This is a genomic window from Streptomyces racemochromogenes (assembly GCF_044129415.1).
Lineage (GTDB): Bacteria > Actinomycetota > Actinomycetes > Streptomycetales > Streptomycetaceae > Streptomyces > Streptomyces racemochromogenes_A.
In genome coordinates, this window is sequence record NZ_JBBDHD010000014.1 from 19,759 (window position 1) to 39,178 (window position 19,420).

Annotated in this window: 19 protein-coding genes; 13 read left to right on the forward strand and 6 right to left on the reverse strand. The window is 74.1% G+C overall.

Annotation, left to right across the window (positions count from 1 at the left end; translation table 11 throughout):
• Positions 1 to 6: 6 nt before the first annotated feature.
• From WDV06_RS07990 to WDV06_RS08015, 6 genes are all read left to right on the forward strand, one after another.
• Entirely contained in the window at positions 7 to 462 is a 456-nt protein-coding gene (locus WDV06_RS07990; RefSeq protein WP_344151061.1) for an Lrp/AsnC family transcriptional regulator, read from the forward strand.
• A 64-nt stretch (positions 463 to 526) separates the two neighbouring features.
• A complete protein-coding gene (gene mqnE / locus WDV06_RS07995) occupies positions 527 to 1,690 on the forward strand; it encodes an aminofutalosine synthase MqnE (protein WP_395508932.1) in 1,164 nt (387 codons plus the stop codon).
• A 112-nt stretch (positions 1,691 to 1,802) separates the two neighbouring features.
• Positions 1,803 to 2,327 (forward strand): GNAT family N-acetyltransferase, encoded by a 525-nt coding sequence (locus WDV06_RS08000; protein ID WP_395508933.1) that lies wholly within the window; start codon positions 1,803 to 1,805, stop codon positions 2,325 to 2,327.
• Positions 2,328 to 2,420: 93 nt separating this feature from the next.
• Positions 2,421 to 2,729, forward strand: coding sequence for a DUF4229 domain-containing protein (locus tag WDV06_RS08005; RefSeq protein WP_395508994.1), 309 nt, complete (start codon positions 2,421 to 2,423; stop codon positions 2,727 to 2,729).
• A gap of 395 nt (positions 2,730 to 3,124) precedes the next feature.
• Complete coding sequence (locus tag WDV06_RS08010; RefSeq protein WP_395508934.1) at positions 3,125 to 4,447, forward strand: dicarboxylate/amino acid:cation symporter; 1,323 nt, start codon at positions 3,125 to 3,127, stop codon at positions 4,445 to 4,447.
• A gap of 105 nt (positions 4,448 to 4,552) precedes the next feature.
• The gene (locus tag WDV06_RS08015; protein ID WP_395508935.1) at positions 4,553 to 5,518 is read left to right on the forward strand and encodes a glycosyltransferase family 2 protein; all 966 of its coding nucleotides are present in this window, start codon (positions 4,553 to 4,555) and stop codon (positions 5,516 to 5,518) included.
• A 6-nt stretch (positions 5,519 to 5,524) separates the two neighbouring features.
• On the opposite strand, the gene WDV06_RS08020 is transcribed toward WDV06_RS08015, so the two are convergent.
• Entirely contained in the window at positions 5,525 to 6,727 is a 1,203-nt protein-coding gene (locus WDV06_RS08020; RefSeq protein WP_395508936.1) for a hypothetical protein, read from the reverse strand.
• A gap of 66 nt (positions 6,728 to 6,793) precedes the next feature.
• Positions 6,794 to 8,920 (reverse strand): WD40 repeat domain-containing serine/threonine protein kinase, encoded by a 2,127-nt coding sequence (locus tag WDV06_RS08025; protein ID WP_395508937.1) that lies wholly within the window; start codon positions 8,918 to 8,920, stop codon positions 6,794 to 6,796.
• A gap of 422 nt (positions 8,921 to 9,342) precedes the next feature.
• Here WDV06_RS08025 and WDV06_RS08030 point away from each other — a divergent pair, with 422 nt between their 5' ends.
• A complete protein-coding gene (locus tag WDV06_RS08030) occupies positions 9,343 to 10,272 on the forward strand; it encodes a helix-turn-helix domain-containing protein (RefSeq protein ID WP_395508938.1) in 930 nt (309 codons plus the stop codon).
• Between the two features lie 34 nt (positions 10,273 to 10,306).
• Here WDV06_RS08030 and WDV06_RS08035 read toward each other — a convergent pair whose 3' ends face one another.
• Positions 10,307 to 11,194: a LysR family transcriptional regulator gene (locus WDV06_RS08035; RefSeq protein ID WP_395508939.1), complete on the reverse strand. Its 888-nt coding sequence runs from the start codon at positions 11,192 to 11,194 to the stop codon at positions 10,307 to 10,309.
• 118 nt (positions 11,195 to 11,312) lie between these two features.
• Between WDV06_RS08035 and WDV06_RS08040 the strand changes: the two genes are divergently transcribed.
• Positions 11,313 to 11,648 carry a carboxymuconolactone decarboxylase family protein gene (locus WDV06_RS08040; protein ID WP_395508940.1) on the forward strand — a complete coding sequence of 112 codons (336 nt, stop codon included), beginning with the start codon at positions 11,313 to 11,315 and terminating at the stop codon, positions 11,646 to 11,648.
• Here WDV06_RS08040 and WDV06_RS08045 read toward each other — a convergent pair.
• The gene (locus WDV06_RS08045; RefSeq protein ID WP_395508941.1) at positions 11,645 to 12,505 is read right to left on the reverse strand and encodes an MBL fold metallo-hydrolase; all 861 of its coding nucleotides are present in this window, start codon (positions 12,503 to 12,505) and stop codon (positions 11,645 to 11,647) included. The two genes, WDV06_RS08040 and WDV06_RS08045, sit on opposite strands and share 4 nt — an antisense overlap.
• 110 nt (positions 12,506 to 12,615) lie before the next feature.
• On the opposite strand from WDV06_RS08045, the gene WDV06_RS08050 reads away from it, so the two are divergent.
• Positions 12,616 to 13,050, forward strand: coding sequence for a MarR family winged helix-turn-helix transcriptional regulator (locus WDV06_RS08050; RefSeq protein WP_395508942.1), 435 nt, complete (start codon positions 12,616 to 12,618; stop codon positions 13,048 to 13,050).
• Positions 13,051 to 13,059: 9 nt separating this feature from the next.
• Here WDV06_RS08050 and WDV06_RS08055 read toward each other — a convergent pair whose 3' ends face one another.
• A complete protein-coding gene (locus WDV06_RS08055; protein ID WP_395508943.1) occupies positions 13,060 to 13,386 on the reverse strand; it encodes a hypothetical protein in 327 nt (108 codons plus the stop codon).
• 99 nt (positions 13,387 to 13,485) lie between these two features.
• On the opposite strand from WDV06_RS08055, the gene WDV06_RS08060 reads away from it, so the two are divergent.
• Together WDV06_RS08060 and WDV06_RS08065 are read left to right on the forward strand one after the other, a co-directional pair.
• On the forward strand, positions 13,486 to 13,833 hold the full coding sequence (locus WDV06_RS08060) for a GntR family transcriptional regulator (RefSeq protein WP_395508944.1): 348 nt from the start codon (positions 13,486 to 13,488) through the stop codon (positions 13,831 to 13,833).
• Entirely contained in the window at positions 13,830 to 14,789 is a 960-nt protein-coding gene (locus tag WDV06_RS08065) for an SdpI family protein (protein ID WP_395508945.1), read from the forward strand. The genes WDV06_RS08060 and WDV06_RS08065 overlap by 4 nt, the downstream gene beginning before the upstream one ends.
• Here WDV06_RS08065 and WDV06_RS08070 read toward each other — a convergent pair.
• Positions 14,774 to 15,556 carry an LppU/SCO3897 family protein gene (locus WDV06_RS08070; protein ID WP_395508946.1) on the reverse strand — a complete coding sequence of 261 codons (783 nt, stop codon included), beginning with the start codon at positions 15,554 to 15,556 and terminating at the stop codon, positions 14,774 to 14,776. The two genes, WDV06_RS08065 and WDV06_RS08070, sit on opposite strands and share 16 nt — an antisense overlap.
• Positions 15,557 to 15,793: 237 nt before the next feature.
• Between WDV06_RS08070 and WDV06_RS08075 the strand changes: the two genes are divergently transcribed.
• Together WDV06_RS08075 and WDV06_RS08080 are read left to right on the forward strand one after the other, a co-directional pair.
• On the forward strand, positions 15,794 to 17,665 hold the full coding sequence (locus tag WDV06_RS08075; protein ID WP_395508947.1) for an AMP-dependent synthetase/ligase: 1,872 nt from the start codon (positions 15,794 to 15,796) through the stop codon (positions 17,663 to 17,665).
• Between the two features lie 212 nt (positions 17,666 to 17,877).
• Complete coding sequence (locus tag WDV06_RS08080) at positions 17,878 to 19,413, forward strand: alpha/beta hydrolase (RefSeq protein ID WP_395508948.1); 1,536 nt, start codon at positions 17,878 to 17,880, stop codon at positions 19,411 to 19,413.
• Positions 19,414 to 19,420 lie beyond the last annotated feature (7 nt).

Below are 19,420 nucleotides of genomic sequence, written 5' to 3' on the forward strand. Positions count from 1 at the left end.
CACGTAATGGACACGGTGGACAGGCAGCTCATCCAGGCACTCCGTGAGAACGGTCGTGCCTCGTACGCGGAGCTGGGCCGTCTCGTGGGCCTCTCCGGCCCCAGCGTCACCGACCGGATCAACCGTCTCGAATCGGCCGGTGTCATCACCGGCTACCGCGCGACCGTGGCCGCCGCCGAGCTCGGCCTCGGCGTCACCGCGCTGATCGGCATCTCCCTCTCCGACGCCGCCGACCACGAGGACGTGGCCCGCCGGCTGCGCGACCTCGCCGAGATCGAGGACTGCTGGTTCATCGCCGGCGACGACTCCTTCATGCTCAAGGTCCGCGCCAGCGACGTCGACGGCCTGGAGAAGATCATCCGCAAGCTCTCCGGCACCAAGGGCGTCTCGCGCACCCGCACCACGATCGTGCTCTCCACCAAGTGGGAGAACCGGGTCGGCGAGCTGCCCGAGGACGCCTGAGAGTACGGTGGGTGGCGGTTGCACACAGGCTGGGACAGGGAAAGAAAGACAGGGAGACACCGGCATGGACGCTGGGCTCAAGCGCGAGCTGGAGGAGAAGGTCCGCTCCGGCGAGCGGCTGACGCGTGAGGACGGCATCGCCCTCTACGAGTCGGACGACCTGGCGTGGCTGGGCGGTCTCGCCCACGAGGTGCGCACCCGCAAGAACGGTGACGTCGTCCACTTCAACGTCAACCGCCACCTCAACATGACGAACGTGTGCACCGCCTCCTGCGCGTACTGCTCGTTCCAGCGCAAGCCGGGCGAGAAGGACGCGTACACGATGCGCATCGAGGAGGCCGTCCGCCTGGCCAAGGCCATGGAGAACGAGAACCTCACCGAGCTGCACATCGTCAACGGCCTGCACCCGTCCCTCCCCTGGCGCTACTACCCGCGCTCGCTGTCGGCCCTCAAGGAGGCGCTGCCGAACGTCTCGCTGAAGGCGTTCACGGCGACGGAGATCCACCACTTCGAGACCATCTCGGGCCTGTCGGCCTCCGAGATCCTCGACGAGCTGATCGAGGCGGGGCTGGAGTCCCTGACCGGCGGCGGCGCGGAGATCTTCGACTGGGAGGTCCGCCAGCACATCGTCGACCACAACACCCACTGGGAGGACTGGTCGCGCATCCACCGTCTGGCGCACGAGAAGGGGCTCAAGACCCCGGCGACGATGCTCTACGGGCACATCGAGGAGCCGCGCCACCGCGTGGACCACGTGCTGCGGCTGCGCGAGCTCCAGGACGAGACCGGCGGCTTCCAGGTCTTCATCCCGCTGCGCTACCAGCACGACTTCGTGGACATGAAGGACGGCAAGGTCCGCAACAGGCTCCAGGCGCGCACGACGATGGCGACGGGCGCCGAGGCGCTCAAGACCTTCGCGGTCTCCCGCCTCCTCTTCGACAACGTGCCGCACGTGAAGGTCTTCTGGGTGATGCACGGCGTGCAGACCGCCCAGCTCGCCCTCCAGCACGGCGCGGACGACATGGACGGCTCGGTCGTCGAGTACAAGATCACGCACGACGCGGACAACTACGGCACCCCGAACAAGCTGACCCGCGACGACCTCCTCGAACTGATCCGCGAGGCCGGCTTCCGCCCGGTCGAGCGCAACACGCGCTACGAGGTCATCCGGGAGTACCCCGGCCCGGACGCCTCGCTGCGCGAGACCCCGCAGGCGATGCGCGTCTGACGGGCCCGGCGCGCAGTGCTCGTACGGAAGGCCCCGGTCCCTGGTGGACCGGGGCCTTCCGTATGTCCGGAAAGTCGTTGCCGAGGCGGTGGGTAATGGATACTCTTCATCGGTGACCCTTACCTTTACCTTCGATCCCGTCGTCGACCCCACCCTCCGCGACGGCATCGCGGAGCTGTGGACCGAGGTCTCCAACGCCGGTGGCGCCGTCGGGTTCGTCCCGCCCGTCACCATCGAGGACATCCGGCCCGAGCTGGTCAGGCACCTCGTGGCGATGGCCGAGGGCCGCCACCGGCTGCTCGTCGGACGGGACGGGGACGGGACCGTGGCCGCCGCGGCCTTCCTCGCCTTCAACACGCACCGCCTCATGAAGCACTGGGTGTACGCGTACACGGTCATGGTCCGCCCCGCCCTCCAGGGCCGCGGCGCCGGCCGGGCCCTGATGGCCGCCCTCGCCGACGCCGCCCGCACCCTGGAGGGCATCGAGGCCGTCGTCCTGGAGTGCCGCGGCGGCCTCGGGCTGGAGCACTTCTACGCCGCCTGCGGCTACAAGGAGGTCGGCCGCATCCCGGGAGCCATCCGCGTGGCCCCCGGCGACGACCGCGACGGCATCACGATGCTGCTGCCCCTGCACTGAGGCCCCCCGACGGCCGTGCGCGCAGCCCCGGCGTGCTTCACTGGACGGGTACGTGCCGACGTGTCCGACGTTTCCGATGAGAAAGAAGGGGTCATCGTGTCCCTCAAGCCGAGTGCGACGATCCGCTACACCGCGATGCGCCTGGTCATCTTCGTCGGATGCCTGGTCCTGGTCGCCCTCCTCGTCCACTTCGGCCTGGTGCCCGCCGGGCTCGGCGCCGCCAACCCCGCCTGGGTCGTGCTCCTGGCGCTCGTGCTCTCCGCGCCGCTGTCCTTCGTCCTGCTGCGCAAGCAGCGCGACGAGATGTCCCAGCAGATCTCCGGACGCGTCGCGGATGCGAAGCAGAAGCTCGCCGCGAACCGCAGCCAGGAGGACGCGGCCGACGACGCCGCCCGCGCCTGACCCCGCGCGCCCGGCGCGCCGCCCCTCTCCGCGAGCCCCAGCGACGGGAACTCCCCCCGCCACGCTGGGGCTTCGGCGTTCCCGGGATGCGGCGGACCCCGCGGCTCGACTCCTCCGCGATCCATGCTCAAAGCATCCCTTTGAGTTTCTCAAAGCAGAAGTGTTAGCGTGTTCAACATGTTGACCGCCGCAGCGCACCCGATGAGCCCGAGCTCCCCGCTCGTGGCGCGCCTGCACGTCGACCTCTGCCGCCGCGTGTCCGCGGCCTGTTGCTGTTGCCGCTGAGCGCCCGCAGCAGCGGTCGCCGGCCGGCCCGGCCCCTTTCCGGCTGCCGCCGTACCGCATCCCCCGCAGAAACCTTCCGCCGTACGTCCGCGCGTCCCCCGGAGATTGCCGTGTCCGCGTCCCCCCAGGCCCAGGCTCCCGCCAAGGCCTCGTTCAAGTTCCCGTTCTGGGCCCAGATCGTCGCCGGTCTCGCGCTCGGCGTCCTCTTCGGCTGGATAGCCCGCAGCCAGGACGTCAGCTGGCTGAAGACCACACTGGAGCAGGTCGGCGACATCTTCATCCAGCTGCTCAAGCTGGCCGTCGCCCCGCTCGTCTTCTTCGCGATCCTGGTGTCCATCACCAACCTGCGGAAGGTGAACAACGCCGCCCGCCTCGCCAGCCGCACCCTGCTCTGGTTCATGATCACCTCGCTGATCGCGGTGGGCATCGGCCTCGCGATCGGCCTGCTGACCGACCCGGGCGCCGGCACCGGCCTCACCCCGGCCGACGGCAAGGAGCCCAAGCGGCACGGCTCCTGGATCGACTTCCTGACCGGCATCGTGCCGAAGGACATCGTCACCCCGTTCACCGAGCTGAACGTCCTCCAGATCGTCTTCCTCGCCGCCGTCGCCGGCATCGCCGCCCTCCAGCTCGGCGCCAAGGCCCAGCCCGTCCTGAACCTCGCCGAGTCCGTCCTGGAGCTCCTCCAGAAGGCCCTGTGGTGGGTCATCCGCCTCGCGCCCATCGGCACCGTCGGCCTCATCGGCACCGCCATCGCCAGCTACGGCTGGGACCTGATCGGCAAGTACGCCACCTTCACCGCCGACATCTACATCGGCTGCGCGCTCGTCATGTTCGGCGTCTACCCGCTGCTCCTCGCCACGGTCGCCAAGGTCAACCCGCTCCAGTTCTTCAAGGGCGCCTGGCCCGCCATCCAGCTGGCCTTCGTCTCCCGCTCCTCGGTCGGCACCATGCCGGTCACCCAGAAGGTCACCGAGCGCCTCGGCGTCCCGAAGGCGTACGCCTCCTTCTCCGTCCCGTTCGGGGCCACCACCAAGATGGACGGCTGCGCCGCGATCTACCCGGCCCTCGCCGCGATCTTCATCGCCAACATCTTCGACGTGCAGCTGGGCATCAAGGAGTACCTGCTCATCGCGTTCGTCTCGGTCGTCGGCTCCGCCGCCACGGCCGGCCTGACCGGCGCGACGGTCATGCTCACCCTGACCCTCTCCACCCTGGGCCTGCCGCTCGCCGGCGTCGGCCTGCTGATGGCGATCGACCCGATCCTCGACATGATGCGCACGGCCACGAACGTCGCAGGCCAGGCCGTCGTGCCGGTCCTCGTCTCCGCCCGTGAGGGGATCCTGGACAAGGAGGCCTACGCCGCCGCCTCGTCCTCCCCGCTGGACGAGGCCACCGCCGCCCAGCCGGCCCCGGTCGCCGTCGCCGCCTGACGCGGCAGCGCCCGCAGCGCACCGCCCCCCGCGGCCCCCCGCCCCGTCCGGGCGGGGGGCCGCGGCGCGTTGCTCCGCGTGCCGGGGCCGGGGGCTTCGCGCATCATGAGGGCTGTGCACGACTCGCCCCGGGACGCGCCGACCCTGTCGGTCGTGGTTCCCGTCTTCAACGAGGAGGAGGTGCTGCCCGTCCTGGCGGCGCGGCTCCGGCCGGTGCTGGACGGGTGCGGCGAGGCGTACGAGGTCCTCGCCGTCGACGACGGCTCCACCGACCGGACCCCCCTCCTGCTGGAGCAGCTGCGCACCGCCTGGCCCCGGCTGCGCGTGCTCACCCTCCGCCGCAACAGCGGCCACCAGGCCGCCCTCACCGCCGGACTGCACCGGGCCCGCGGCGCCTACGTGGCCAGCATCGACGCGGACCTCCAGGACCCGCCGGAGCTCATCCCCGACATGCTCGCCCTCGCCCGGGCCGAGGCGCTGGACATCGTCTACGGCGTCCGGACCGACCGCTCCACCGACAGCCGCTTCAAACGCCGCACGGCCGGCGCCTACTACCGGCTCATGCGCCGCCTCGCAGGCTCCTACGTCCCCGCCCAGGCGGGCGACTTCCGGCTGCTGTCCCGCGCCGTCGTCGACACCCTCAAGACCCTCCCCGACCAGCAGCAGATCTACCGCCTGCTGATCCCGTGGCTGGGCTTCCCCAGCGGGCAGATCGCCTACCGGCGCGCCGAGCGGGCGGCGGGCACCTCCAAGTACCCCCTGCACAAGATGGTCCTGCTGGCCTTCGACAGCGTCACCGGCTTCTCCACCGTCCCGCTGCGGCTGGCCACCGCGATCGGCGCGCTCAGCTCCCTGGTCTGCCTCGCCTTCCTCGTCTGGGCCCTGACCGTCTACGCCACCGGCAACCCGCTGCCCGGCTGGAGCTCCCTGATCATCACCATGCTGTTCTTCGGTGCCGTCCAGCTCTTCTGCCTCGGCATGCTCGGCGAGTACGTCGCCCGCATCCACACCGCCGTCCAGGCCCGGCCGACGTACGTGGTGGCCCGTGACACGGGCGAGGAGGAGCGGTAGCGGCCCTCACACGAGCACACCGGCGAAGAACATCGCCCCCAGCAGGGCGTACTGCGCCGCGCAGGCGACCAGCAGCGGGACCTGCACCCACGGCGACATGCGGCGGACGAGGACCAGCCCGACGAACATCTGGGCGTGGTTGCGGTACCAGGACATCTGCGCCCCGGCCACGAACGGCACCAGGAACACCGCCACCGTCAGCACGAGTGCGGCCCACTCCACGACGGACAGCCGCCGCTCGCGGACGAGCAGGACGACGGCCGTCGCCACCACCAGCACCACGAAGACGGCGTCCAGCCAGAACTGCGGCCGGTGCGCGGCGAGGGAGTGCTCCACCAGCCACGGCAGACGTCCCTTCGGCGTGTACCAGTCGCGGAACGGGACCCGGTAGGCCCGGACCATCTCGGCGAAGGGCGGCCGCAGGTCCCCCTGTCCGTAGCTGGACCGCTGGATGGTCTCGTACGCGTCCCAGCGCCCCGTCACCTGCCACATCAGCCACTTGGCCCACAGCAGCCCGCACCCGGCGGCGACCGCCGCCGCCCCCGCCTTCGCCCACCGCACCGGCCACGCGTCCCCGCGCCAGGCGAACAGGGCGCTCGACAGCAGCATCACGACGGCGACGGCGCCGACCGGGTGACAGGCGACGGCCACGAAACCGCCCGCCGCGGCCGTCCACCAGGACCCGCGCCCCACCCCCGCGGCGCACACGAGCAGGGCCAGCGTGGCGAGGGCGACCGGGAACAGGGCGTGGAAGTAGACGCCGCCGGGGAAGACGGCGCCGATGGCGAGGGTCAGGGCGGTGGCCCGGGTGAGCCGGGCGCCGAGCAGCCACCACAGCACCGCGAACATGCCGAGCAGCGCCGCCTCGGTGACCACGGCGGCGGACAGCTCGTAGGACAGCCCGGTCGCGGACACCGCCCGCACGGCCATGGGGTAGCCGGGGAACCAGGCCACGTTCCCGCACACGACGTCGGGGAAGTCCGGGTAGCGGTCCCGGCAGCGGAACATCTCGTAGCCGCCGCGGGCGATGGAGAGGTAGTGCTCGGAGTCCCAGCGGCGGCGGGCGGCCGTGCTCCAGTAGGCCACCCGTGATCCGTCACCGGCGACGGAGGCGCCCGCCACCGCCCAGGTGACCAGGTGGGAGACCAGCCACGCGACGACCGGCGGCAGCGCGGCGCGGAGCCGGCCGGACCGGGGGGATCGGATCATCTCCCCGTCAGTCTGGCGACCCTCCCGCGGGGCCGCACCCGGAAGGCCGCCGGCCGGCCCCGCCCCTCAGGAGACCTCCCAGAGGCGGACGGTGCCGTCGCCGCTCGCGCTGGCGAGCAGCTTGCCGTCGGGGCTGAACGCCACCGACCACACGGGGCTGGTGTGCCCCTTGGCCGGGCCCGGAAGGGCTTTGCGGCCCAGGTCCCACACGCGTACCGCGTCGTCCCAGCTGCCGGTGGCGAGGACGGTGGTGCTGCCGGGCCGGAAGGCGACGGAGGCGACGTTGTAGGGGAGGTCGGGATGGTAGGCGGTCTGGGCGCGGGTCTTGGCGTTCCACACCCGGAGCTCGCCGAGGGGGCCGGCCATGGAGGTGTTCCCGAAGCTGCCGGAGTTGTCGGGCGGCGCGCCGGAACCGGAGTTCACCCCGCCGGCGACGAAGCCGCCGTCCGAGCTGAACGCCACCGACATCACGTCCCCCGTCGGCTCGGGCAGTACGACGCCCTTCCGCGAGGCCAGGTCCCACAGGCGCACCGACCGGTCTCCGCCGCCGCTGGCCAGCGTCGTGCCGTCGGGACTGAACGCCACGGACCAGACGCCCGAGGTGTGTCCGGCCAGCGCGTAGGCACGGCTCGCGGTGCGGACGTCCCAGATCCGGACGGCCATGTCCTCGCCGCCGCTGGCGACCGTCTTGCCGTCCGGGCTGAAGGCGACCGACCGGACCGGGCCCGTGTGGTCCTTCAGCCGCGCGAGGGGGGTCTGCTGGGAAGGCATCCACAGCAGTACGTTCGCGTCCTCGCCGCCGCTGACGAGGGTCTTGCCGTCCGGGGCGAAGGCGACCGAGCGGATGAGGGCGTCGTGGCGCAGGACGGCGGTGGCGGTGCGGGTGGTGAGGTCCCAGATCCGGACGGTGCGGTCGCGGCTGCCGGTGGCGAGGGTCCTGCCGTCGGGGCTGAAGGCCAGGGACTCGACGGAGGCCTCGTGGCCGGTGAGGGTGGCGCCGGGGCGGAGCGCGGGCGCCCCGCCGTCGCCTTCGTCGCCGAAGGAGAGGACGGCGGCCGTCCCGCCGGCGGCCGCCGCGAGCGCGGCGAGCCCGCCGAGGACGAGCGTGCGGCGGCGCGGGCCCCGGCGTGCGGAGGCCGGGCCGGGGGTTCCGCCGGGGGTGTGCCGCCCGGGGCCGTGCCCGGGGCCCTCGACGGTGGGGCCGGTGTGCCGCCCTGCCGTCGGGGCGGCGGTGACGGTGGGGGCGGAGGCGGCCTCGGGCACGGCTACGGGTACGGGCTCCGGCGCGGGCCTCGGTACGGGGACGGGCGCCGGATCCGGGGCCCGGGCCGGGGCGGGCGCGGGGGTGGGAGCCGCCTGCGGGGTGGGGTGGAGCAGGGCGCGGAGCCGGGTCGCGGTGGCCGGGGCGTCGGGGCGTTCGGCGGGGTCCTTGGACAGCAGGGCCCCCACCAGCGCCACCAGGTCCGCCGGCAGGCCCGCCCGTACGGAGTCCAGCGCCGGCGGGGCCTCGTCCAGGTGCCGCCGCATCAGCACCCACACCTGTTCGGCGGCCGGGAACGGCGGGGCCCCGGTCAGCAGGGCGAACAGCACGCACCCCAGGGCGTACAGGTCGCACCGGGCGTCGACGTGCTCGCCGCGCCACTGCTCGGGCGCCATGTAGGCGGGCGTGCCGAAGACCCGGCCGGTGACGGTGAGGCCGCCGGTGCTGTCGGCGGTGCGGGCGATGCCGAAGTCGCAGATCTTCAGGCGGCCGCCGGTGGTGAGGAGGAAGAGGTTCGCCGGCTTGAGGTCCCGGTGCACCACCTTCTGCGCGTGCGCGGCGGCCAGCGCCTCCGCAGCCTGGAGCGCCAGATCGAGCGCCTCGGGAACCGGTAGCCCGTCACCCGGCGTGCGGGCCAGGAGGTGGGCGAGGTCCTCGCCCTCCAGGAGCTCCATCACGATGAAGAGGCGGTTCTCGTGCTGGCCGATGTCGTGCACGACCGTGATTCCGGGGTGCTGGAGCCGCGCCCCGATGGCCGCCTCCCGCCGGAAGCGGCCCAGCAGCTCGTCCGACGCGTCGAACTCCAGCAGCACCTTGACGGCGACGGGCCGACCGAGGTCGGCGTCGAACGCCCGCCAGACCTCCCCGATCCCGCCCTGCCCGAGCCGCTCGTCCAGCCGGTACCGCCCGGCCAGGCGCTCCCCCGCCCTCATGGTTCCCCCCGGTTGAACAATGGCCCCTGTGGCAGGGGCCATTGTTCAACACGCGGTACGCCAGAGGCTGGCGGGATTCGAGACGAACCCGCTCCAGGCGGCGGGGCTGCCGGTGAGGTGGGGGAGCGCGGGCGCTCAAGGCGGACTTCGGGCGCCCGGGGCCGTGACGCGGGGAGTGGGGATCCGGTGGCGCCCGACGTCACCAACCAAGGTTGGTTGGTGGGTAAAACCCACCTACCCACCCCCCTGACCCCCCGGTCCGGCCCCGCTCACTCGCATGGGTGAACTGTGCCAACTCGGCTGGATTTGAGGGCGGTTGGCTGGCATATGCTCGCCGCGACAACCCCAGAAATGAGACGGCCCCCGTCGGGACTGGCATCCCGGGCGAGGGCCTGACCAAGTAGGAAGTAACCGGCTTCCCTATGGCTCCCAAGCAGCCTAACGCGCCCAAGCGCGCCGCGTCCCGTGTTCTCGCCGGGACCGTCCGATCAGGTGTCACCCACGTCAACGTGGAGGACGACGAACCCCCCATCGTGGTAACCCGCCGCCTCGCCGGGCAGTCCGGGCTGTCGCTGCTGGCGATCGGGCTCGCGGTGCACATCCAGTCCCTCCCCGAGGGCAGCCGGATCGGCATCAAGGCGCTGGCCGAGCGGTTCCCGGAGGGGGAGGTGAGGATCGCCGGCGGGCTGCGGGAGCTGGAGGCGGCCGGGTACCTGGAGCGCAGGCGGGTGCGGACCACCGACGGGCGCCTGGTCACCCGGACGGTGTTCCACGGCCGCCCGCAGACGGACCCGCCGCCGGACGGCCCACCCCCGCCGCCCACGCCTCCGCCGCCTCCGCCCCCGCCCCCGGCCGGTCGGGCACCGCTCCCCGAGCCCCCTCCCGCGCCCGCGCCAGTCCCCGCACCAGTCCCCGCGCCCGCGCCGGGCCCCGCGCGGGGGGCCGTGCTGCCCGAGGTGCCCCGGCCGAGCGGGCCCGTACGGGCGGAGGCGGTGGGGCTGCTCGTCCGGCTGCGCGAGCACGATCCCCGGCTGCTGCTCGGGGAGCGGGACGTGCACCGGCTCGCGCCCGGGGTGACCGCCTGGCTGGAGCGGGGGGCCGAGCCCGAGGCCGTCCGCCGGGTGCTCGCCGCCGGGCTGCCGGCCGACCTGCGCAGCCCCGTCGCGGTCCTCGGCTACCGGCTGCGGGCCGGGATCCCGCCCGAACTGCCGCGCGGGGCACCGACGCCGCAGGCGGGACGGCCACGGCCCGTTCCGATGCAGAACTGCGACGGCTGCGACCGCGCCTTCCGGGCCCCCGAACCCGGCCGGTGCAACGACTGCCCGCCCGAGCGACGGGACACCGCCGCCTAGGGAGATGCCGCCGGGCCGGTACGGGAACCGGCCCCTACCGCGCGAGGGGTGCGGGCGGGCGCCCGGCGAAGGCTGCGGCGAGGGCCTGCGCGAGGGCCTCGGCCCGGGGGTCGGGCGCGGTGGCGCGGCGGGCGGTGACGATGCGGCTCGGCGCGTGGCCGTCGACCGGGACGAAGGCGATGCCGGGGCGGGCGTGCCGGCGTGCGGCGCCGGCCGGGAGCAGGCCGACCGTGCCCTCCCAGAGGACGGCGTGCAGGCACTCCTCAGGGGAGGACACCACCGGACCCGGCACGTCGTCCGGGGCGCCGAGCCAGTACGCCCGCCACCGCGCGTCCGTACCCGGCGGCAGCCGGAAGCGCGGCCGGCCGGCGAGTTCGGCGACGTGCAGCCGCGGGCGGCCCGCCAGCGGGTCGTCCGCCGACAGGACGGCCACGAGCGGCTCCTCGCCGAGCAGGCGGACCGTCAGGCCGGAGGTGTCGAAGGGCAGGCGGGTCAGCGCCAGGTCCACCCGGCCCTCGCGCAGACCCGCGCTCGGATCCGTGATCGGCGCCTCGCGCAGCCGCACCCGCAACCCCGGCCGCTCCCTCCGCAGCGCGGCCAGCGCCGCCGCGCCGACGTCCAGCCCGGCGCCCGCGACCGTACCGAGGACGAGGACCCGCTCGGACTCGGCGCCCCGGACCCGTTCACGGGCGCGCTCGGCGCGCTCCAGCAGGTCCCGCGCCTCCGCGAGCAGCACCTCGCCGGCCGGGGTGAGCCGGGCGCCGGTCGGGATCCGGTCGAACAGCCGGCACCCGAGGTCGGCTTCCAGCTCCCGGATCCGGCGGCTCAGCGGCGGCTGCGCCAGATGCAGGCGCGCGGCGGCCCGGCCGAAGTGCCCCTCCTCGGCCACGGCGACGAAGCAGCGCAGCGCCCGCAGGTCCATGACCGGCCACGATACCGAGTGCGAACCCGGCCCCTCGAAACCGGTCTTGGACGCGGCCGCCCCCGCCGCGGTGGGGTGGAGCCACCAACGGATCCACCGCACCGCTCAAGGAGCCCCCGTGTACACAGACCCCGACGACCTCCGGCGCGCTCGTTCGGTCGGTGCCAACGCCCCCGTGGAGTTCGCGGCGTGGCGCGCCTTCCAGGCGGCCGTCGACCGGGAGGACGGCGCGGTCCCGCGCCGCTACCGCGAGCTGATCTCGGTGGCGGTGGCGCTGGTGACCCAGTGCGCGTACTGCCTCGACGTGCACACCGCCGCCGCCCGCCGGCACGGCGTCACCGCCGGGGAACTGGCCGAGACCGCCTTCGTCACGGCAGCGGTCCGCGCCGGCGGAACCATGGCCCACGCGCTCATGGCCGACCGCCTGTACGAGGGGCACGGGCACACGGCCTAGGCGTCGACGGGGTGCCAGGCCGGGCCGTCGGCGGTTTCGGCGACCCGGCCGAAGACCACGTCCGCGAAGTGGACGCCGAAGCCGAGGGTGTCCGGCTGCGCGAGTTCCGCCACCAGGCGGTGGCGGTGGGCGGCCGTGGTCGGGAGGTCGTGGTCGAAGCCCGAGGACCAGGCCGGGTGGGCGGCCTGGAGCGGTGAGTGCATCGCGTCGCCGAAGGCGATCAGGCGGCGGCCGCCGCCCGTGATGACGTACTCGGCGTGGCCGGCGGTGTGGCCCGGGGCGACGCGGACGCGGACGCCCGGGAAGACCTCCTCGTCGTGGGTGAGCGTGCGGACGTTCTTCGCGAGGGCCTCCGCCGCCCGGGCCTCCAGGGTGCCGCGGGCCGCCCACTCCGGCTCGGAGACGAGGAACTCCGCGTGGGCGAGGAGGGGTTCGCAGGCCCAGCCGAGGTGGTCGGCGTGGAGGTGGGTGAAGGCCACCGCCTCGATGTCCTCGGGCCGGCGGCCCAGTCGGGCCAGCCCGTCGGGGAGGGCGCCGCCGTGGGCCGAGTGCAGGGGGCCGTCCGGGCTCTCGAAGGCGTGCGGGCCGATGCCCGCGTCGATCAGGAGGGCGCGGCCGCCGTGCTCGACGAGGAGGGAGCCGACGCTGCCTGTCAGGAGGCCGGCCCCGTCCAGGTACTCCGGGTGTGCGGCCCAGGTCGCGTCGGTGGTGTCCGGGAGGAGGTCCAGGGGGCGCAGGCGTACGGCGCCGTCGGGCACGTAGGTCACCTTCGTCTCGCCCAGGTGGAGGGAGCGGACGCCCGACGGGCGGCGCAGGCGGGTGTCGTCCCGGTGGGCGGGTGCGGTCGAGTCGGCCATGTCTTCTCCCTGGTGAGGTGGCGGCGGCGACGGTGATCACCATAAGCATCAAGTTTGAATCATTCAAGCTGTAAATGTTTTGGCTTGATGGGGTTGTTAGGGTGGGCGCCATGACGAAGTCCCCCGAGCCGCAGTCGCAGGCCGTCGCCGAACGGCAGCTGTGCGGCCTGGTCGACGGGCTCGCCCAGCGGATCGCCGAGCACGTGCGGACGCGGGCGGCCGCCCTCGGGCTGACTGCGGCCCAGGCGACCGCGCTGCGGGAGATGAGCGGGCCGATGACCATGCGGGAACTCGCCGAGCGGATGAACTGCGAGCCCTCCAACGCCACCTTCGTCGTGGACCGGCTGGAGAAGAACGGCCTCGTCGAACGTCGGCCCCACCCCACCGACCGGCGCGCCAGGCTCCTCCTCCTGACGGACGAGGGCGCGGCGCAGCGGGCGCGGCTGCTCGACCTCCTCCACGTCGACTCGCCCGTGGCCTGCCTGGACCCGGAGGAGCAGCGGGTGCTGCGCGACCTGCTGGAACGGGCCGTCACCGGTTCCTGAGGGCGGGCGTCAGAGCGTCTGGCCGCGCAGGAAGGCGATCGAGGCCAGTACGAAGGGAGCCGCGTACCACCAGCGGCCCAGGGTGCGGTGGAAGACGGGCACGGCGGTGAGCAGCAGCCCCGCGAAGCACAGGGCCACGCACGCGTGCGCCGTGAACAGGGCGTCGTCGCGGATCGGGTCGTAGGGGCCGCCGTCGGGGCGCAGGGCGAACGACGCGGAGCAGAGGTAGGCGGCCGGCAGGTAGACCAGGACGGCCAGCGGGGTGCCCAGGACCCACCGCAGGCAGCCGCGGTCCCGCGGCAGGTCGATGCTGTCGTGGCGGCGGCGGTAGGTCATGCCCACATCATCACCCGCCGGGTCCCCGGGTCCCCGGGTCCCCGTGGCCCCGTGGCCCCGTGGCCCCAAGAAGATAATGGTGCTAGCGTCTTTGGCACCATGTTGCTGAGGCTGAACACCGCCGACACCCGCCCCCTGCACGAACAGGTGGCCGGGGCCGTCCGGCGCGCCATCGCCGACGGCGAGTGCGCGCCCGGGGACCGGATCCCGCCCGCCCGGGAGCTCGCGCAGGCGCTGGGGGTCAACGCCAACACCGTGCTGCGCGCCCTCCGGGCCCTGCGGGACGAGGGGTTGCTGGAGTTCCGGCGCGGGCGCGGGGTGACCGTGGCCGGCGCCGCCGACGGGCGCTCGGAACTGCTGGAGCGGGTACGCGCCCTGGTCGCCGACGGGGCGCGGCTGGGGTACGGCAGGGCCGAGCTCATCGAGATGATCAGGGGGGTGCCGTGAAGGACCGCGCGGTATGGGGAATCGCCGGCTGGGGGGCCGGGGTGCTGGCGCTGCTGGTGGGGCTGCCGTTGACGGCTGCCGGGCGGCTGCCGGATCCGGTGGCCACCCACTGGGGCGCGGACGCGGACGGGCCCGACGGGTCGATGCCGCTGTGGGCGGCCGTGGTCTTCCCGGCGCTGGTGTGGGTGGTCGTGGCGGCCGCCGCGGTGTTCGGGGCCCGGCGCGGGCCATGGCGTGCCTGGAGCTGCTCGGCGGCGGCCTTCGGCGGGGTGATGCTCGCGGGGGCGCAGGCCTCGATCGTACGGGCCAATCTGGACGCCCCCGACTGGCGCCGGGCCGCGGACGTGACGGGGTGGGGCGTGGCGGTCGTGGTCGCGGTGGCCCTGCTGGCCGGGGCGGGAGCGGGTCTGCTGGTGCGCCGGGGAGAGGCGGCGGAGCCGCCGGCCGCGGAAGGGCCGCGGATGGAGGTACCGGACGGGGAGCGGCTCGTCTGGCTTTCGAGCGCCGCCAATCCGTGGCTGCGGCTGCTGGGCGGCCTCCTCGCCCTGACCGCGCTGGGTGCGCTGCTCGCCGGGCTGGCGGGGACGGCCGAGGAGCCGTGGCCGACGGCCGGGGTCTTCGCGCTCGCCGCCGTGCTGGTGCTGGGCTGTTCCTCCGTACGGGTGCGGGTGACGCGGCGGGGGCTGGAGGTCGCCTTCGGCCCGCTCGGGTACCCGGTGCGGCGCTGGGCCGCCGAGGACATCGAGTCGGCCCGCGTCGAGGAGCGCGGCGCGGCCCGGGCCGGCGGCTGGGGCTACCGGATCAACGGGCTGGGCACCACGGTGATGCTGCGCGGCGGGGAATGCCTGGTCGTGCGCTCCGGGGGACGGGACTTCGCGGTCAGCGTGGACGACGCCGCGCGCGGCGCCGCCCTGCTGAACTCGCTGCGGGAGCTGCGGGATCAGCCCCGGGCGTAGGAGCCCAGGCCGACCAGGCAGTACACGTACTCGTTGATGACGCTCCCGTTGATCGTGTAGCGGTACGAGAACCCGTACTCCGTATCGGAGTTCTGGTCGCAGCGGCTCATGTCCGAGGTGCCGGGGAAGCGCTGGATCACCCGGTAGTGGGCGTCGTCGGCCTTGCAGGAGACCTCGTGGACCCCGGTGACGCGGGTCGCCGTCGTCGAGTCCGGCAACTGGCCGTTGAGGCAGGTCCCCTCCTCGAACGGCCGGGGGGCCTCGCTGGTCGGGGAGGGTGAGGGGAGTTCGTACGTGGGGGCGCCGGCCGGAGCCGTCGCCGGGTCGGGGGTGCGGTCCGGGGGGCTGTACGTCGGCGGGGTGTACGGGCTGTACGTCGACGAGGGCGTGGCCGAGGCGGACGCGGTGGGGCGGGCGTCGTCGTCACTGCTCGCCACGGCGATCCCGACGACCACCGCGACGATGACGCCGAGCGCGAGCAGACAGCCCACCGCGCCCGACTTCCCGGAGGGCGACGGGGACGGCTGGACCGTGACCGGGCCGAACGGTCCCGGCACCGTGAACCCGGCCGGACCCGGCGCCGCCGGGCCCGACACCCGTATGCGCAGCAGTACTTCCTCGTCGCCGATACGGGCCCGTACGAGGTCGCCGTCCCGGGCGGGCGGTATGCGCAGGCGCACGGTCCCGGACGGCAGCGGGACCGGCACGGTGGCTCCGGCGGCGGCCTGCGCGGGGGTGAGCGTCAACTGGATTTCCTCTGTCGACACCGGCTGCTCCTCAAGGTGGCGGTGCCCTGGCGGACGTCCGGAATTCTTCCCCCTCCGCCGTCGCCGACGCAGCCGTTCCGGCCCGCCGGAACCGGTTCGTGAGGTGTGCGCGCCCGGGGTGGAGATCGTTCGCGGGGTGTGGAGCTGTGGAGGAGGGCCGGTCACAGGGGTGTTCGCCGGGTGGTGGCGTGCGTAGATTACCGGCGGTAACCCGCGATCGACCGAGGAGAACGAGCCGTGGACGCTGCCCAGCCGCCGAAACTGGTCGAGCCCGTCAAGACGATCGTCGCCGGAGTGGTGCGCGAAGTGGCGGTACCCGCCCTCGCCGGGACGCCGACCGGCGGATCGCTCGGCGACCTGCCCTTCCTCAACGCCCGCGAGGCCCCCGGCGAGCCGGTCCTCGCCCGCAAGGAGCGCGACGGGACCTGGCGGGACGTCACCGCCGCAGAATTCGCCGCCGAGGTGCTCGCCGTCGCCAAGGGGCTGATCGCCGAGGGGCTCGCGGAGGGCGACCGCCTCGCGATCATGGCCCGGACCACCTACGAGTGGACCCTGCTGGACTTCGCCGGCTGGGCCGCCGGGCTGGTCACCGTCCCCATCTACCCCACCTCCTCCGCCCTCCAGGCCCGCTGGATCATCCACGACTCCGGCGCCGTCGCCTGCGCCGTCGAGGACACCGTCCAGGCCCGGCTCATCAGCGCCGAACGCGCCCACCTCCCCGGCCTCGCCCACCTGTGGGAGATCGACACCGGCGCCATCGCCCGCCTCGTCAAGGCCGGCGAACACCTCCCCGACGCGATCGTGCAGGCGCGCCGGGCCGCCCGCACCCCCGACTCCTACGCCACCCTCGTCTACACCTCCGGCACCACCGGACAGCCCAAGGGCTGCACGCTGACCCACGGCAACTTCTTCGCCGAGGTCGACAACGCCGTGGCCCTCCTCCACCCGGTCTTCACCTCCGTCAGCGAGGACCCCGCCTCCACCCTGCTCTTCCTGCCGCTGTCGCACGTCTTCGGCCGGATGGTCGCCGTCGGCTGCATGCGGGCCCGCGTCAAGCTCGGGCACGCGCCCAGCATCAAGACCGAGGACCTCCTCGCCGACCTCGCCGGCTTCCGGCCCACGTTCCTGCTGGCCATCCCCTACGTCCTGGAGAAGGTCCACAACACCGCCCGCGCCACCGCCGAACGGATGGGCCGCGCCGCCTCCTTCGACCGGGCCGCCCGCATCGCCCAGCGCTTCGGGGAGGCCACCGAGGGGGGCGACCGGCCCGGGCTGATGCTGCGGGCCGCCCACGCCCTCTACGACCCGCTGGTCTACCGGCGCATCCGCGCCGCGCTCGGCGGCCGCGTCCGCTACGTCCTCAGCGGCGGCTCGCCCCTGGGCCGGCGCCTCGCCGCGTTCTACACCGGCGCGGGCATCGAGGTCTTCGAGGGCTACGGGCTCACCGAGACGACGGCCGCCGCGACCGTCACCCCGCCGCAGCGGCCGCGCCTGGGCACGGTCGGCTGGCCGCTGCCGGGCACGGCCGTGCGGATCGCCGACGACGGGGAGGTGCTGCTGCGCGGCGGGCACGTCTTCGCCGGGTACTGGAACGTCTCCGCGCAGCCGCCCGGAAGCTGGCTGGCCACCGGTGACATCGGCGAGCTCGACGCCGACGGCTACCTCACCATCACCGGCCGCAAGAAGGACCTGATCATCACCTCGGGCGGCAAGAACGTCGCTCCCGCTCCGCTGGAGGACTGGCTGCGGGCGCACCCGCTGGTCGGCCAGTGCATGGTCATCGGCGACAACCGGCCCTACGTCGCCGCCCTCATCACCCTGGAACCGGAGGGGCTGGCGCACTGGCGGCAGATGCGGCGCAAGCAGGGAGTCCCGGTCCGCGACCTGGTCACCGACCCCGAGCTGCTCGACGAGCTCCAGCGTGCGGTCGACGAGGCGAACCAGCTGGTGTCGCGGGCCGAGTCGATACGCCGCTTCGCGGTCCTGCCGGGGGAGTTCACGCTGGAGCGGGGTCATATGACGCCGTCCATGAAGCTCAGGCGGGGCGCGGTCGCGCGGGACTACGCGGAGGAGATCGAGACCCTGTACCGGACCCCCCGCGAGCCCTGACCCCGCCGGGCGATTTCGGCCCCGCCGGCGTGTGAGGCGCGGGCGCGGTGGCGCCGTGGTGGGAGCCGCGCCCGGCGCATGGGGCGGGAACGGTGGAAGGGCGGGGAGGGGACGGCGCAGCGCAGCGGCCGGCCCCGGCTCGGCGGGCGGGGACGGCGGGGGCCGCTTATCGTGGGCTGACCCGTTCCGGGGGGCCACCCGAGGAGCGTGCCGTGCGCCGAGCCCGTACCCGCCCCCGCCCCCGCCTGCGGATACGTACAGCCGCCTGCGCCACCGCCCTGGCCGCCGCCCTGACGGCCGCCGCAGCCGGCCCCGGCCCCGGCACCGACCCCACCCCCGCAATCAGGTGGGGCGACTGCCCCGAGAAGCCCGTGCCGGCCGGGATGCGGTGTGCCACCCTGGCCGTCCCCCTCGACCACGACCACCCCGCCAAGGGCACCACCCGGGTGGTCCTCGCCAAGCTCCCCGCCACCGCCCCGGGGCGCGGCCGCCACGGTTCCCTCCTGCTGAACTACGGCGGCCCCGGCGCCCCCGGCATCGCCTCCCTCGCCGCCGACCCCGCCCTCTTCGCGAAACTCGGCGAACACCACGACCTCGTCGCCTTCGACCCGCGCGGCGTCGGCCTCAGCGACCCCGTCTCCTGCGGCGGCGTCCAGACGGCCGACTCCGGCTCCGGGGCAGACCCCGGCGACCCCGCCACCCAGCTGGCCGCCCTCCGCGCCGAGGCCCGCCGGTGCGAGCGGCACTCCGGGCCCGTCCTCCCGTACATGGGCACCGTCCAGGTCGCCCGCGACCTGGACACCATCCGGCGGGCCCTCGGCGAGGAGAAGCTGAACTACCTCGGCTTCTCCTACGGCACCCGGCTCGGCGCCGTCTACGCCGCCCTGTACCCGAAGAACACCGGCCGGATGGTCCTCGACGGGGTCGACACCCTCACCGAATCCTTCACCGAACAGGCCCTGGCCTCCGCACGCGGCCAGCAGCGCGCGCTGGACGACTTCCTGGTCTGGTGCGCCCACCAGGACGGCTGCGTCTACGGCACCAACACCCGTACCGCCAAGGAGAAGGTCGACGCCCTCGTCGCCCGCCTCGCCGAGCACCCCCTGACCGGGACCGGCGGCGCGCCCTTCACCGGCGACGACGCCGTCCTCGCCATCGGCTCCGCCCTCTACGCGCAGACGTCCTGGCCCGACCTGGCCGACGCCCTCGCCCGGGCCGAGGAGGACGACGACCCCGCCGGCCTGGAACGGCTCGCCGCACCCCCCGCGACCACCCCCGCCGGCACCCCGTCCAGGGTCCCCGCGGACAACGCCACGGCCGCCCTCACCGCCGTGAACTGCGCCGACGACCCGGACCGCAGGAGCGACAGGGACGACCCGGTGACCATCGCCAGGGAGATCGGCGGCCTGGCCACGGAGTTCCGTGCGGTCTCGGAGATCTTCGGGCCGCGCCGGCTGATGACCCTGCTGTCCTGCTACGGACGTCCCGCCGGCACCGACTTCATCCGCCGCATCGACCACCCCGGCGCCCCGCGCATGCTGCTCGTCGGCACCCGCGGCGACCCGGCGACCCCGTACGAGTGGACGGAGGAGACCGCCCGCCGCCTCGGCTCGGCGGTCGTCATCGACCACAAGGGCGACGGTCACACCGGCTATCCCTCCTCCCCCTGCGTCCGCGGCTACGTGGACGGGTTCCTGATCGACGGCCATCTCCCCTCCGGAACGCGCGCCTGCCCCGCCGGCGAGTGAACCGGCG